This window comes from Brasilonema angustatum, from assembly GCF_059505445.1.
In genome coordinates this window covers 73466-89004 of sequence record NZ_JCACKO010000136.1, presented here as the reverse complement: position 1 = coordinate 89004, position 15539 = coordinate 73466, and the positions used below count along the sequence as shown (strand labels likewise).

The 15539-nt window shown below is 40.4% G+C and carries 10 protein-coding genes; 6 read left to right on the top strand and 4 right to left on the bottom strand.

Annotated elements, in window-relative coordinates; translation table 11 throughout:
* Window positions 1-530: 530 nt before the first annotated feature.
* Window positions 531-2318, bottom strand: coding sequence for an aspartate--tRNA ligase (gene aspS, locus AC5JM2_RS25180; RefSeq protein WP_495837551.1), 1788 nt, complete (start codon window positions 2316-2318; stop codon window positions 531-533).
* 1043 nt (window positions 2319-3361) lie between these two features.
* On the opposite strand from aspS, the gene AC5JM2_RS25175 reads away from it, so the two are divergent.
* The 3 genes from AC5JM2_RS25175 to AC5JM2_RS25165 all read left to right on the top strand — a co-directional run bounded on the left by AC5JM2_RS25175 (window position 3362) and on the right by AC5JM2_RS25165 (window position 6333).
* Window positions 3362-4213 carry a hypothetical protein gene (locus AC5JM2_RS25175; RefSeq protein ID WP_495837550.1) on the top strand — a complete coding sequence of 284 codons (852 nt, stop codon included), beginning with the start codon at window positions 3362-3364 and terminating at the stop codon, window positions 4211-4213.
* Between the two features lie 86 nt (window positions 4214-4299).
* Window positions 4300-5484, top strand: coding sequence for an AbrB family transcriptional regulator (locus AC5JM2_RS25170; RefSeq protein WP_495837549.1), 1185 nt, complete (start codon window positions 4300-4302; stop codon window positions 5482-5484).
* Between the two features lie 33 nt (window positions 5485-5517).
* Window positions 5518-6333, top strand: a complete 816-nt coding sequence (locus AC5JM2_RS25165) for a DUF1838 domain-containing protein (protein ID WP_495837612.1) — start codon at window positions 5518-5520, stop codon at window positions 6331-6333.
* Between the two features lie 42 nt (window positions 6334-6375).
* Here AC5JM2_RS25165 and AC5JM2_RS25160 read toward each other — a convergent pair whose 3' ends face one another.
* Both AC5JM2_RS25160 and AC5JM2_RS25155 read right to left on the bottom strand, forming a co-directional pair.
* On the bottom strand, window positions 6376-6981 hold the full coding sequence (locus AC5JM2_RS25160) for a YdcF family protein (protein WP_495837548.1): 606 nt from the start codon (window positions 6979-6981) through the stop codon (window positions 6376-6378).
* 54 nt (window positions 6982-7035) lie between these two features.
* Window positions 7036-8067, bottom strand: a complete 1032-nt coding sequence (locus AC5JM2_RS25155; RefSeq protein WP_495837547.1) for a VOC family protein — start codon at window positions 8065-8067, stop codon at window positions 7036-7038.
* Between the two features lie 1359 nt (window positions 8068-9426).
* Between AC5JM2_RS25155 and AC5JM2_RS25150 the strand changes: the two genes are divergently transcribed.
* The 3 genes from AC5JM2_RS25150 (at window position 9427) to AC5JM2_RS25140 (ending at window position 14328) form a co-directional block, all read left to right on the top strand.
* A complete protein-coding gene (locus tag AC5JM2_RS25150) occupies window positions 9427-12768 on the top strand; it encodes a GAF domain-containing protein (protein ID WP_495837546.1) in 3342 nt (1113 codons plus the stop codon).
* Window positions 12769-12891: 123 nt separating this feature from the next.
* Window positions 12892-13443 (top strand): outer membrane protein assembly factor BamD, encoded by a 552-nt coding sequence (gene bamD / locus AC5JM2_RS25145; RefSeq protein WP_495837545.1) that lies wholly within the window; start codon window positions 12892-12894, stop codon window positions 13441-13443.
* 24 nt (window positions 13444-13467) lie between these two features.
* Window positions 13468-14328 carry a DUF3153 domain-containing protein gene (locus tag AC5JM2_RS25140; protein ID WP_495837544.1) on the top strand — a complete coding sequence of 287 codons (861 nt, stop codon included), beginning with the start codon at window positions 13468-13470 and terminating at the stop codon, window positions 14326-14328.
* Between the two features lie 93 nt (window positions 14329-14421).
* On the opposite strand, the gene AC5JM2_RS25135 is transcribed toward AC5JM2_RS25140, so the two are convergent.
* On the bottom strand, window positions 14422-15327 hold the full coding sequence (locus AC5JM2_RS25135; protein WP_495837543.1) for an ATP-grasp domain-containing protein: 906 nt from the start codon (window positions 15325-15327) through the stop codon (window positions 14422-14424).
* Window positions 15328-15539: the final 212 nt, after the last annotated feature.

Below are 15539 nucleotides of genomic sequence, written 5' to 3'. Positions count from 1 at the left end.
AGAACTGCTGCCTCAACCCAACATTTTGGTGTGGACGCGCTAGTAGGGTGGGTATTGTCCATAAAAGCTATGTGATGTACATTTGAGATATTCATGACCAATCCGCCCAGGCGTGAATTCAGCGCTATGCAGGAGGATTTCCCAACCCAGTAGAGCGCGACAGAAATAATCAGACAGTTAGAAACAGGATAAAACCTAGTTTATATATGTATTTTTCTTCTGACTTCTGACTCATGACTTCTGAGTCCTTGTACTAGGCGACTGGTGAACCACCCAGCGTTAGCGTAGCGTGCCCTCTGAGTATAGTCATCCACAGAGCAGGCTCTCCCCCGAATCCTAGAAGCAACCCCGAAGCCCCTCGTTGTATGCGGAACACCTTCGTGCAGGGTAGGAACTGCTCACCCGATGAAAGAAAACCGAATATTCCCCGCCCTCAACGTAGAGTACAGGACGAGGAATATCAATAGTTGTGTTTTGTTCAACTGAGAACCGTCAAAAAATATAGTTCATCTTTGGCTGCTTTCGTCGCACTAAGACTTAGGCTTATATGTTGAAGCAACATGCAACTCTTTTAATTGCTTTGCATCTACTGCTGAAGGTGCATCTGTTAACAAACAACGTGCTTGTTGCGTCTTTGGAAAAGCTATGACATCGCGAATTGATTCTTCTTTAGCTAGCAACATCACCAAGCGATCTAAACCATAGGCGATCCCACCGTGAGGTGGAGTACCATATTCAAACGCTTCCAACAAAAAGCCAAACTTATTATATGCTTCTTCTGGCAAAAGTCCAATTGCCTCAAAAACCTGCTCCTGAATTTCCCGCTGATAAATCCGCAGACTACCGCCGCCTACTTCAAAACCATTGAACACCAAATCATAAGCTTGTGCTCTTGCAGTTTTTAAGTTGCATAAATCATCGGGATGAGGTGCTGTAAACGGGTGATGCAGTGCTTCTAGGCGATTTTCCTGTGGATTCCATTCAAACATGGGAAAGTCTGTAACCCAAAGCAAGTTAATTTTTTGTGGATCTATTAACCCAAACTCTCTAGCGATCGCTTGTCGCAACCTATCTAACGTTTTATTAACAGTGGCAGTGTCAGCAGCCGCGAAAAGCAGTAAATGACCGGGTTTTGCATCTGTCCGGCGTAAGATTTCCTGTTTTTGCTCTGTGGTGAGGTTGTCTTTAATCGCACCAATAGTGTCGATTTCTCCATCATCCCTGACTCGGATATAAGCTAAACCTTTAGCACCTGCATCAGTAGCTTCGTTGAATAAATCACCGCCTGGTTTGATACGGACGTTAGAAATTGAATCGTTCCCGTTGGGGATGGGAAGAATTTTGACAATTCCTCCTTTGGTAACAGCTTCACGAAAAACTTTAAAGCCACAGTCTTTGACAACATCTGAGACATTAATCAGTTCTAAACCATAACGTGTATCTGGTTTATCACTACCATAACGTTCCATCGCCTCAGCATAGGTGAGACGCGGAAAGGGAAGCTGTATTTCAATGCCTTGAACTGTTTTGAAGATATGACGAACTAACTTTTCATTGAGTTCGATAATTTCTTCTTGGGACATAAAGCTCATTTCCATGTCCAACTGGGTAAATTCTGGTTGTCTGTCGGCGCGTAAGTCTTCATCGCGGAAGCAACGAGCAATTTGATAGTATCGGTCTAAGCCGGATACCATCAGCAATTGTTTGAATAGCTGCGGTGATTGCGGTAAAGCAAACCACTCACCAAGGTTGACGCGGCTGGGTAGGATATAATCTCGCGCACCTTCGGGAGTGGAACGTGTGAGGACGGGGGTTTCGACTTCGATGAAACTTTCTACGTCTTCTAGGTAACGGCGGATAGCTTTGACGACTTGATGGCGTAGTTGCAAATTGTTTGCCATGCGATCGCGCCGCAAATCTAAATAACGATACTTCAGCCGCAACTCTTCCCGCACCGGATCGGCGTCTGCGGTGGAAACTTGAAATGGTAACTGTTTACGGACTGAGTTGAGAAGTTTAATTGTATCGGCGTAGATTTCAATTTCGCCTGTAGGTATGCGGGGGTTTAGGGATTCTTCGGGACGTTGCGTCACTCTACCTGTGATTTCAACAACGTATTCATTTCGTAGGCTATTTGCCAGTTCATAGGAATTAGGGGTACGCTGGGGATCGCTGACGACTTGGACAATGCCAGTGCGATCGCGTAAATCTATAAATATCACACCTCCATGATCGCGGCGACGGTCTACCCATCCGTACAAGGTAACAGTTTCTCCAATGTGTTCTTTTCGGAGTTCGCCGCAATAGTAAGTTCGCATAAGTCTTAGTTCTTAATAACCGAGCTAGAGAATTCAAGTCCATGTTAAAGCTTTTTCATTATCTAGCATCATTAGTCATTCCAGTTCAAGAAATCTCATGCATAAACGCAAATACGTACAATACGACTTGGTTTATTTTTTGGCGGTGAGCGACTTTGAGCAGTAGCGATGCTCATTCACAAAGCCTTGATGAGACTATCGCGTCATTATCGTCTGCTTTCATTAAAGACAAGGCTTTCGATACCTCGAATACTCGTGCTGCTCACGCTCGTAAAGAATGTCGCTTAACAAGGAGTTTGTTCATAATGCTCACTCGTCCTAAACTTTTACATACAAGGCTGTATCGAGACAACTACGCAAAAGGCGGAGTTTTGAAGCGCTATTATGGTACTATTACTCCATTCAGGATTTCTAGTTAAGACTACGCTTTATTTTATTCTCAAGGAGAAGTCATTACGTGGAGCAATAAGTGGATTTACTGAAGCTGGAAAAATAAAAAATATTTTTGCCTACGACTACAACTTGAATCGGATAAAACAGTGAAATCTAAAAAATGTCAAGCTATTGCAAAGGAGTAAGAAGCTATGTGTTGCTAACTAAGTGGTTACCAGTTCAGGTACTATCCTTATCCTGACTTTGTAAGAAATTGGTCAAATGACTTACCCAGACTTACCGGCAACCCCTGAGGCTGTGCGCCCTTGGGATGTTACCCCCCTTGTAGATGCCGATAGAACGGCTTTCGTACAATCTGCCGCATCTGCGGTTCCATTGTAGCGAATTACATCCGGCAGACGAATACAACACTTGTAACTCCTCTGTTGGCACCAAATCAAATATTTATTGAGCCAATGGTATGCAGGCAGATTTTGTGTACACCCTTAAATGCGGCGATTCCAATCTCCCACTAAAAGTTACTCAATTGTGAGTTTTGACTTCTGAATTTTTCTTCAATTATTGAACTCCTTTAGACAATAACCCATATATAGGGCAAAGCAACACAGGGAATCCACGGATTAATACATCACCTCTTTTGGAGAAATCTTATGGCGCAAAATATCAACAGATTAGGAATAATACAGAAGTCTACTAAAATTTTGCACGATTTAGCTATATTTATCATCACCCCTTGGTTAGAGAGAGCATCTGTCAAATCTCTGCAAAAACGAGTCGATTATCTAGAACGACGTTTATGTCAAGATCTACCTAATACAGAACAACGTTTGGGGTCGCTCATTCAGCAACTGCAACGCCAGTTCAACATTCTCCAAGACAGTACAACAAATCGATTAGACAAGTTATTAGAGTACGATTTGCCTCAACAAGTGCTGGACGTGGTGAACGAGCAGACTGATTTGATAACTCAAAACATCAAACCGATCGTGGAAGATTTGATACGCGAGCAAGAGGAAAAGAAACGTTCACAAGAAAGTATCAGCGAAGCACTTAATCAAGTCAAACATCACAAAATTGAAGAATTTTCAGAACATCTTATAGAGTTCACTGCGTCACTTCCACTTGCACAAGGACAATCAGCTGCTTCTTTAGAAGCAGGATTGTGGCTTTTAGCTCATCGAGAAGAAATAACACAACAAGTGGCGGATGAGTTATTGGGTTCCCAAGATGCACAAACACAAGTCTTTCGTCAGAACCTTAGTAAATATTTGAAACTGCTTGGAAGCTGCTTGGAAAACGGGATTCAACCTCGTTTACTTCACAAAGGAATCATCACTCATGAACAGCCGGCAGTTGAGGTATATGTGAATGGGTTCAAGTTGATTCAAAATAAATATATAAAGTCTTGGGAACAATCAGCACAAGTGTCAACGGAAGCAGCTCAACAGTTGAGGGCGTACTTTAAGTACTTGATTAATTATTTGCTCAAAGTTTTAGTATAAATTTTTTCTTTGCCCCTTCTTTTAGAAGGATGGGGCTTTGAGCGCTTTTTGGTAAATTAATTTTAAAATTTCCAAAAAGCAAGTTGATGAATCAGATTTTAAGTGTAGCGCCTCCTAAACAGGTTACTACTCAACAGCAAGCTCTAAAGCCCAACCAAATTCTTGTAAAGCCGTTAATTGTCTTGGGGTGGGAAATGCTTCTGGCATTACCCATAGGTTTGATTTTGGCAAGATTTCACATTGGAGGAATTGCCTGGATATTTGGTGGTATTGTCTCTGGTGCAGTGGTGCTTCAGACGTATCGGGTTTTATATAGCTACACCCTCAAACCTAACCGGACTGCTAGAAAGACAGGAATGGCACTTGTAGGACTGAATGTCGGCTTTTCTGTAGCTCACGGTCATCTAGCTGATGTTGCTTCTTGTCTTCCTATTTTCGCTTTGATCACGTTCTTTTTGTTGCTGTGTGGTACAGGAATTGGCTACATTTACTCGCGCATCAGCAAAACAAATATTTTAACAGCGATGCTGGCTACAGTACCGGGTGGTGTGGGACCGATGTCGGCGATCGCTGCAGACTACGGCAAAAATGTTACGCTTGTGGCACTTGTGCAAGCAATTCGCGTCACAACTGTAGTTTTTTTGATTCCCCTGGTTGCTAGAGTATCATCTGGTCAGCAAATTTATCCGCAAGCACTCCCAGTCAAAGGTGTCTTGTTCAGTCTCGAACCATCCCAATTAGGATTACTATTATTGGCGCTGTTATTTGGTGGATTAGCAGTATATCTTGCTCTGTTAAGCAAAATTCCGGCTGGTGAGTTTTTTGGTGCAATAGTCGCTGGGATAGCGTTTAATCCTTTGTGTGAATGGCTGCCTTTCGTGGGTGATGTAAACTTTATTTTACCGCCTCTGGTCAATATAGTAGGGCAAATGCTTTTGGGAATTACCATTGGTGAGTATTGGGGTAACAAACCAACTTTCACAAAAAGGATTATAGCCTGCGCTTTAATGTCTGTTGGAATGACGCTGGTTGCTGGGGGACTGGCTTCTATCCTTGCTATGGAATTAACTTCTTGGGACTGGCTAACCTGTTTGCTGGTTACAGCACCAGGAGGTTCGGCGGAAATGATTTTAGTTGCCCTGGCATTGGATCATAATGTTGAAATTGTCACGGCTGGTCATTTGGTACGATTAATTGCTATTAACAGTTCTCTACCATTATGGGTGTTTCTATTTCGCCGTCTTGACAGTCAATCTTTGGAATCAACTTAGGATAATAGAGAATTGAACTCAGAGATACTGTCGATGGTTGCCGAAATCAAAGAATTTGAAGCTCAACATTGGGTAAAAACTCGTTCATCCCTTAATCCCGATGAATCAACCTTTCTCGTTTGGCAGGGCAAGATTTATGCTTTTGTCCCAGGTGAGAAGAGAAAACTGCTGTTTCAAATAATGGGTTACAGCGTGAGTAGGTGTATTCCTACAGAAGAAGGATCCTGGGATTTTACCTCAAGAGAACTGACTTACTACCTTGATCCACAAACAGGAGAAATTTTGCATAAGTGGCATAATCCTTGGACTGACGAAACAGTTCCAGTGGTACACGTTGCAAATAGTCCCGTGCAGGGTCATTTTAAAGGTAAGTTTCCAGCACCTGTGGAGGGAGACTCCACAACTTTTGTGTTTGATATATTTCCTACTTACCCTAATCCTCTGGCGGACAATCCCAAGTTTGCTGAGTATAGCCCACACACAATTTATCAAGCAGCGGAATTGTTTAAATTAACTGTACCAACAGCAGATTTATTAAACTCTGAACTTCCCTCAGTAACTGAACTCAAGCTAAGTTGGGATAGAATTGGTCCGTGGCTTCCTTGGATGAAGATGGGTGCACGCCTTGGTCATCTGATCTATAGTGCTTATGGGAGCAAAGTGAATAGCTTGGGCGAGTTACCGCAACTGCTGCAAGATGAAATCAATACCCGCGTTCCTTTGTACAAGAATGCGCCCAAATCGCTTCTTGATGTAGAAGATATAAGTTCTTGGCTTTATTTCCAACAGCACTTTGATGCCTACTTAGCTGGTGAAACCTTTCCAGTGCCAGAAGCGGAGGATGTTTAGCTTTGTTGTGTAGAGAACAACAAAGCAAAGACATAATACGAGTTAGTACTTTAACACCAGGTAGACAAAGTAAAAATATGTCTCTCGCATTAAAAACTCAAACTGGCTTTTGAAACTGCGGTAGCGAGTTGTGGGCGTAGGGGATGGATAAGCATCCATTCCCATGTCTTGTGCCATTAACACGGCTCGCTTAAGATGCAAGGGATCGCTGACAACAAGAAATTTGGACAAATGGTATTTGTCAGCCACCTTTTGAGCATTCTGAAGGTTTTGGTGAGTGGTGTGAGATTCTGTTTCGATAAGAACATCAGTTTCTTTAACTCCCCGCGCCATTGCATAGCGTTTGCCAACAACGGCTTCAGATATATCATCGTTTCTACCAACACCGCCAGTAAAAATGATGGTGCGTACAACTCCTCTTTTGTAGAGATGAATGGCGTGGTTAATTCTTTCTCTGAAAACTGGAGATGGTTCATTTCCCCAAACTGCTGCTCCCAGTACTATTGCAGCATCAGTTCTGACAACACGGTTAGCCCTACCGTAAAAGTATATGCTGAATGCTGTGACTGCAATAACCACTAGAAGTGCAGACATAATCCCAAGTATGACCAAAGCTAGCCATTGTGTGTTGGTTTGATAACTGGGCATTGTTGATATCTCCAAAGTTAAAATTTACAACACTTCATCTATCTTTTAACAACTTTACGAAGCTTCTAACAACGTCCAAAAGTAACCATCTGGTGCAACAAAAGAAAAACTCATTTCTCCAAACTCGTTGGGAACGATATTTGTATACTTCTGCACAGGACTTGCTTTGATGCGATCGCAATACATATCTAGTCCTCGCACCCGGTAGGTGTAAAGACAAACTCCCAAGCAACCCGGTTGTGCAAGTTCAAACCTAGAATCTAATTCGATTAAATCTGGAAAGCGAATCATATAAAGTCTCCCGGAACGTGCAGCAAATATATTTGTTTGAGAAGACCGGGGATCATCAAAGGCGGTAAGATAAAACTTTTCCCCCTTTTGAAGATCGAAAATTTCTCGACCTGCGAGAGAAGATTCGTAGCTTGTCTCTACATCGTCACGCACGCGCAGCAAACCTAAAACTTCGTCATAAAACTTTAGAGTTTCTTTGCTGTCATCCTGAATGATCATCCCCATATGAGTAAACTGGCTTGTCTTCAGGGGAGAATTTATGTTAATGTTCCCATAATATGGTAAAGTATAACCAAATCTCTCAAAGAAAACCTGTCGCATTAAAGGTTGCAATAAGAGCATTTCTCGCACTCCGATCACTGGTTCGATGAAAGGACGGCTTTTTTTCTCTTTGTTGTAAATCACTTCCCAGCGAGGGAATGTATTTTTAATTTCCCAACCGGCTGCTTTTGCCTCCTCCACATGATTTAAAATGTTCAACACATCGTCTGTTAAGGTCGTTGCCCAACGATTTCCCTTCACTTTCATTGACCCCATCCCTAATCCCTGATTTGTGGGATTTTCCCAAATCATCAGGCGAAGCAAACCATGATCTATATATTGATGGTAAAGGCGAATCGAACGTAAGGACGAATTGACACCATACAGTTGATATGCTCCTGCTTGTGATAACTCACCGACTTGACCAACGCGATAGCCAAAGAGTTCCCAGTATTGAATAGCAGAAATTGCTTCTTTGACGCCGATACACACTTCGTAGATGCCTTCAATAGCAGTTTGTTGCCCTTGGTTCATAGTTAGTTATGATGTATAATAAAAGAACTTTTTGAAACAGTGTGCTATTTTCATCATCCATCTATTAGCTAGATATCAATTTATCAGCTTGATAATTGTAAGTTTAATAGAAATAACATGTAATGGTTAATACAATTACATAAGTGGTTGTAAAACCTTCCTAATTTAACTATGTTTTCATATAAAGTAACGTCAAAACATTTTTTCAGAGAAAAAATAAAGACAAAAAGTACCATAAATTGTGAAAAAGAATTGTAAAAAAATCATTGTCAGATACAGAAAACCTGTGCTCGATTGTTACCTTCATTTTGTCGTGTAGACCTCGACTGGAGATAGACAGAAAGTCTATATGGCTAAAAAATCTTGATAAAATATGAGAGCGATCGCCATGCTTGTGTTTGTCTTTAAAGAAGCTATATCTTGACAAGTGGAGTTTTTATCCCTTTTTCCGCTTGAAATGTCTGAAATAGCGACTTTTGGATGATTTTGAAAAAACTTCGACAAAACTTTATAACAATATTGAGTATTATCTAGATATACTGTTACTACCACGTCTTAATGCTAAAATCACAACATATTGTTGGTAGTTCAAGAAAGTGACAGCTGCTGGTATTCAGGGTGACTATCTATACAGATGCGTTAAGAAAGTGTGTTCTTAGCAAATGTGCTTCTACTTAATTTTCTGGTGAATTAAGGAGAAGCAAAATAGCTTGATACACTTTTAGAAAGTTTAAGGAGAATTATCATTTAACCTAACTTGTATACACCATAGGCTACTATCGTTTCAGTAGAGTACCAAAAGCGTAGTGAGCAACAATTTGGAAAATTAGCTCTGATGTTCTTGCTGACAGCAAAAGTGAGTGTCTCAACAGAAAAGAATTTAACAATTCTTGTAGACAGGATGATGTACCACTTTTTTGTTGACTTGACTTGAAAATGACAGTTTATGAGTCAACAAAGCAGTATGGAAAAACTTTTCTGCGCCCTAATTTACGTAGTTGATAACGACTAGTTACTTCTGACAAAAACAAAGACTATAGAAATAGTTAATGATGCTATTTCATGTACTCATTGACTAGTGAGATATAGTCGATTTTCCTATCGATGTTAATACATCTAATTAAATAAACCAATACTATAGGACTCCTAATTCCCCAACAGTATTTTCGATCTTAAGAGTTCCCTGTTAAGCGTTAAGCGTCTTCACGAGTAACTTCATAAATCAAACTGAATTCCTATATTAGACTGAAATTGCTCGGCTATTGTTCAGTATTTTGTATCTAGTAAATTGCATCTACCAAAAAAATCAACCTTGATTGGTTCCAGTACATTATTGGAAAAAATTGGTAGAAAGTTACAATGATTGACACAAGTAAGAATCATTCCACAACCGAAAATAAAGATTTCCCAAACAGTTTATTCATAAACTCGTTGCAACAAAGTACTGTTATACAGTATGCTGATGATCTTCACAATTCACGCAAAAAGGGTGTTATTACCTGGTTAAGACGAGCAAGCTTACGTAGAAAAGCAGTTGCCTTTGCCTTTGCCTTCGGTACTTTACCAATTATATTAGTAGGGGTGTTTACTTATAATATAGTAAACCATTCGACTACAAAGGAAATCACCAATGCGAAACAAGATAGAGCTAATTTCTTGGCGGACAACATAAACAGTTTCATCCTGAGACGGTATGGAGATATTGAAGTTTTCTCTAAACTCTCATTTTTGCAAAATCGCAAATTAAGGCAAGTCTTGAGTCGTGAACAGATGCAAGCACAGCTAAGTAACTTAAATCCTCAAAACAACTATGAAAGCATTGCTGTGTTTGACATTCAAGGTAATTTACTTGCTGAGTCTCAAGGACAATCCATTCCTAATCAAAAAAATGAAGACTATTTTAAAAAAATACTCAAAACTAATACACCTGAAATCAGTCTACCTTCAGCAGCACAAAACAAAGATAAAGCTAAATTTTACATATCTGCTCCTGTCAAAGATATTGATACGGGTGAAACAATTTATATTATCCAAACAGCTACGCTTTTCAAATCTTTAGAAAAGGTAGTCTCAACATCGAAAACAAGTCAAGAAAATTACTATTTGATAGATGATTCCAGAAAAATTTTTCTGAGCAAGGCAGGATATAACTTAGGTAAAGATGCTAAAGAAGAAATTCCGGGATGGGATAAACTGCAAGCACAACAGCAGGTAGTTTCTGGCATATTTTCAAACCAAAAGGAAAATACCGAGGAATTAATAACTTATGCGCCTTTGCCAAAAGTAGAAGGGTTGCCACAATTAAAATGGGCATTAGTTCTAGATGTAGATACAGCAACTGCATTTGCAACACAGAGACAATTATTGCTGGCATTGCAAATGGGGACGTTCATCACAGAATTGTTAGTTGGTGGCTTTGCAGCAATTGTTGCTAACAGTCTCGTGCGACCAATTTTGGTTGCGACAATGGCAGTTCAAAAATTGGGTAAAGGCAATCTTGATACTCGGATTGCGATTAAAGGCGAAGACGAACTTGCAATCTTGGTTTCTAACATCAACAAAATGGCAGACCAAGTGCAAGATCTACTACAAAAACAAGCTACAGAAGCTCATTTCTTAAAGTTACTGACAAATATCTTCCTCTCAATTCGTTCCTCTTTGAGTAGTGAAGAATTATTCAACGTTACAGTTACAGAAGCAAGACAAGCACTTAAAGCGGATCGGGTTGTTATTTATCACTTTAATGCTCAAGGAGGTGGACAAGTTGTAGCCGAATCCGTTGCTTCTAATTTTCCTGTTGCTCTTGGGGAGAACATTGAAGATGCCTCTATAAGTCAGGACATGATAGAGGCTTACAGAGAAGGTCGGGTTATGGTTATTAACAATCTTTTGGAAGCTGGCTTTCCGCCCAAATACCACAATTTGATGGAAAAATTGCAAGTCAAAGCGAAGTTAGTAACCCCTATTTTCAAAGAAAATCAACTCATAGGTCTTTTGATTGCTCATCACTGTCAGGAAATTCATAATTGGGAGTTCAGTGAAATCAATTTCTTGCGGCAGTTGGGGCTTCAAGTTGGGTTAACCTTGGAACGTGTCAGTTTACTTGAGATGGCACAGACACAAAAAGACCTTGCCATCGACTTGTCTAAAACCCATAACTCGCAAGATGTATGCAATTTAGCGGTTCAAAGCATCCGTAAAGCCTTGAAAGTAGAGCGAGCAGTCATTTACAAAATAGACGAAAATTTGCATGGAAGCGTCGTTGCAGAATCAGTAGTCACAGGTTGGGCTTGTTGTTTAGGTGCAGAAGTTAACGATCCTTGTTTAAAAGATTATGTTGACAAGTATCGTCAGGGTCGTGTTGTCGCCATCAATGATATTTACCAAGCCCAGCTCAACGAGTGTTATATCAAACAACTAGAAGCGTTTGCAGTCAAAGCAAATTTAATCGCACCGATTTTGATAGATAACAACTTGCTCGGTTTGTTAATTGTCCATCAGTGTTCTCAATCACGTCTATGGGAACAGTCGGAAATTGATTTGTTTGAGCAATTTGCCAGAATTGTTGGGCTAGCTTTAGAACGGTCTAATCTTTTAGAGCAAGCTGAACAAGGACGCCAAATTGCAGAACAAGGTTCAATGCAGCAACGCCAGCAGAAAGAAACGCTGCAAATGCAATTGCTAAGATTGATATTCTGTTTAGAAGAAGCATCTCAAGGTGACCTAACAGTGCGTGCTGAAGTCACCGGTGGGGAAATAGGCACTGTTGCTGACTTTTTCAACTCCTTATTGGAAAGTTTGCAGGAGATTGTTATTCAAGTCAAGCTAGCAGCCACTCAAGTGAATGCTGCAGTTGCAGACAACTCAGGAGCAATGGGTGAACTGGCAATTAACGCACTCAAACAAGCACAGGAAATTAGCCAGAGTTTAGATGCTATTGACCAAATGAGGCAATCGATTAAAACTGTGGCAAAAAATGCCCAACAAGCCGCAGAAGTTTCCCGTACAGCATATCACGCCGCCAAAACAGGAGACACAGCTATCGACTTGACAGTCGAAAATATTCTCAAATTGCGGGACACAATGGGGGAAACAGGGAAAAAAGTCAAGCGTCTTGGAGAATCTTCCCAACAAATTTCGCGCATGGTGGCATTGATTAATGAAATTGCCAAGCAAACCAACTTGCTAGCTATCAACAGTAGTATTGAAGCGGCGCATGCTGGTGAACAAGCGCAAGGTTTTGCTGTTATTGCTGAAGAAGTTGGTTTGCTGGCAGCTCAAAGTAGGGAAGCCACTTCAGAAATTGAAGAAATTGTTGCCAATATCCAACTGGAAATCAGCGAAGTTGTCAAAGCTATGGAGTTGGGAACCACACAGGTTGTTGAAGGAACGACTCTGGTTCAAAATACCAAACACAGCTTGAATGATATTCTGGAAGTCTGTCGTCAAATTGACCAATTCGTACAGTCGATTTCTAACGCTACAGTCTCTCAAGTGCAAACCTCCCAAGAGGTTTCCCTGCTGATGCAAGATATCGCTAAAGTCTCTGAAATAACTAGCAACTCATCTCACCAAGTTTCCACTTCTCTACAAACAACAGTAGATATTTCCCAACAGTTGCAAGAAAGAGTGCGGACATTTAAGTTAAATCCTTTAGAACAGCAGAGGCTGATTGATAGCGATAAGCCCGTGTCCCAATAGCCACTGTCACTAATTCAGTTTCTCGATAGCGGCGTAGGATGACTTGGTAGCCCCAGTCATCCGTCTTTTTATTTATTCACGAATCCAAAAAAGGACTCCCAAAGTATTACAGGCATTGGCACAATGAAAGCAGTGCTGATTTTTGTGCAAAACGTGAGTTCAGAAAGTCTAGAAATTGCCAAAGCTACGTACCAAAGTGGTAAAGTTGCCTTTGAAAAGGGGCAGTACCGAAAAGCTGTTGAACAACTGGAAAAGGCAAGAACCCAGTTGAGTCCTAATTCTCGCCTTGGTGGTGAGGTACAAATATGGCTAGCCACAGCTTATGAAGCAGCAGGGCGCACAGAAGACGCGATCGCCCTTTGCGAACAACTCAAGCGCCATCCCCATTCAGAAACGAGTAAACAAGCAAAGGAACTACACTATATCCTCAAAGCACCAAGATTAGAACGACCAAGGGAATGGATGACCGAAATTCCCGATTTGGGTGCAATGGCTGACAATCAAACCAAACTTCCTCTGAGTGTAAAGAATACCAAATCTTCCAAAAAGCAGATGCCTCCTGAACGAGAATTTGTTGACCTCACTCAGGTCAATACCAGAGATAATCGATTTATTTGGATGGCGTTGATTGTTATTGGTTTAACGTTAGGTGGTTTGTTTTGGTTGAGTTTGTAATTGACTTTGGGGGGTTTTTTGACAATGAGTTTGTATGCTTTAGCAAAAGATTTTGTGCGTGTACTTACAGCCGTAGGACGTTCTAGCAAGCGCGAAGGCTCCAAATCTAAAATTCAAAATCCTGTTTTGTGGATTGTGCTTGTGGTTTCTCTGTTACTGTCTGGTTGTGTCAAATATGATGTAGGTGTCAATTTTGACAATGCAAATGCCGGCGAGTTTGTACAGCACATTAAGTTGGAAGAGCGACTAACCAGTTTTAGTGGTGATTCTGTGTATGAATGGTTGAATAGTATAGAGCGTCGCGCTCGCAAATTGGAAGGCAAGACACGAAGGGTTTCTAATCAAGAGGTTATTGTTTCAATTCCTTTTAGTAACGGTCGGGAATTACAAACCAAGTTTAATGAATTTTTCCATCCTAGTACCACTCAAACACTTGAGTCCGTAAGAAATGAAACTGACTCGCAATTGCCGCAAATTGATTCTAATTTACTCTTGTTTCAGAATAACTTCCTGCTTTTAGTGCGAAATCGATTGATTTATGACTTGGATTTGCGATCGCTTGCTATACTTTCCAGCAAAGGAAATGTTTTGGCTAATCCTGGTTCAATTCTCGATTTAGAATTTGGCTTGAACACACCTTGGGGTGCACGGAATGTGGAAAATACTGAAAATGTCATTCTTCCAGAAAAAAATGGAAATCAGTTGATGTGGAAGCTCAAAACTGGAGAACTGAACCATATAGAAGTGGTCTTTTGGCTTCCTAGTCCCCTAGGTTTTGGTACTTTATTCATTATTCTGTTTGTCTGGGCAGGTTTTTATCTGAGATACACTTTTATGCCAGATCCCAGAATTCGATTTGTTTCACAAGGAACAGTCACAGAATAGTCCTGTGCTTCATTACGCTGTATTCTACTCCTGGCGGACATAGTTACTTTTAATTATGTCCACATTCTTTAGTTTTGCTCAAACTGCTTGATTTTAATTCATCAAGATATTGACTAATTTTTGTGTAATAGGAAAACCAGTCTGATTTTCAAAATGTATAAACATCGGACTGGGGTTTGCTTCTAAAAATATATACTCACCGTTTGGTTTACAACGCCAGTCAATCGCAGTCCACTCTAACATAAATGCCTTTGCTATTGCTAAACATTGTTGTTGAATTGATTCTGGCAACTCTTTCGGAATTAACTCAGCATCCAAATCTTCGCGAAAATCTACAGCATGACTGCGAATTTCAGCAGAATAAACTGATTCTCCAATAACATAGCTACGAATATTTGTCCCAGGAATATACTCTTGTAGTGTGACTGGAGAAAGACTCAAAGCTAAGTTCAATCTCTTTGGTTCTAAATGTTCTTGTGTCAAAAACTGGGTATGAGCACCACCATAAACTGGTTTAAAAATAACTTTTTCATGTGTTTGAACAAATTCTGTAATTTCTCCTGGATGATTACTAATCAAAGTAGCTGGAATTGTCACTCCTATTTCTTGGGCTTTGCTAAGTTGTAGAGGTTTTTCTTTATGAAACTGGTATGCTTGCCAAGAATTAACCCAATGACATGGACAAGCCTGGATTAATGAGCGCAGTGTACTCATTGAATCATTAAATGCAACATACTGTTGATTTGAGTCTTTTAACTGTGGAACGTGAATGCCGGAAAAGTTACGCCAAAATATACTATGAATATCTTGGAAATTTAATTGATATTCTTCAGATAGAGCTAAAGATCCCACCTTTGTATCAGGTCTCCAAGACATCCTTAATTGTGTTGGAAATAGCTGAGTATCGAAATAATTTACCGTCGCACCAGCATCTGTAAGGGCATTCTTCAGATGGGCAGCATGAGCATCTAAAGAATTGCCCAAGATTAAAATGTTCATTTTAAATTTGCGGTTTTAATAAGTCCGAAAATCAAATAGATTTCACAGCAATAAGTTTCAGCACTTTCGAGCAAAGTGCTGAAACTATACGGTATGTAAATTTGAACTGAAATCGTTTTTCAGTCAATTACTAAAGTGCCTTTTGTCTTAGGCGTGCAGTGATTGCGTTGAGTTTTCAGCCAGTCGTGCCTTTAAACTTCAAATTAACGAGG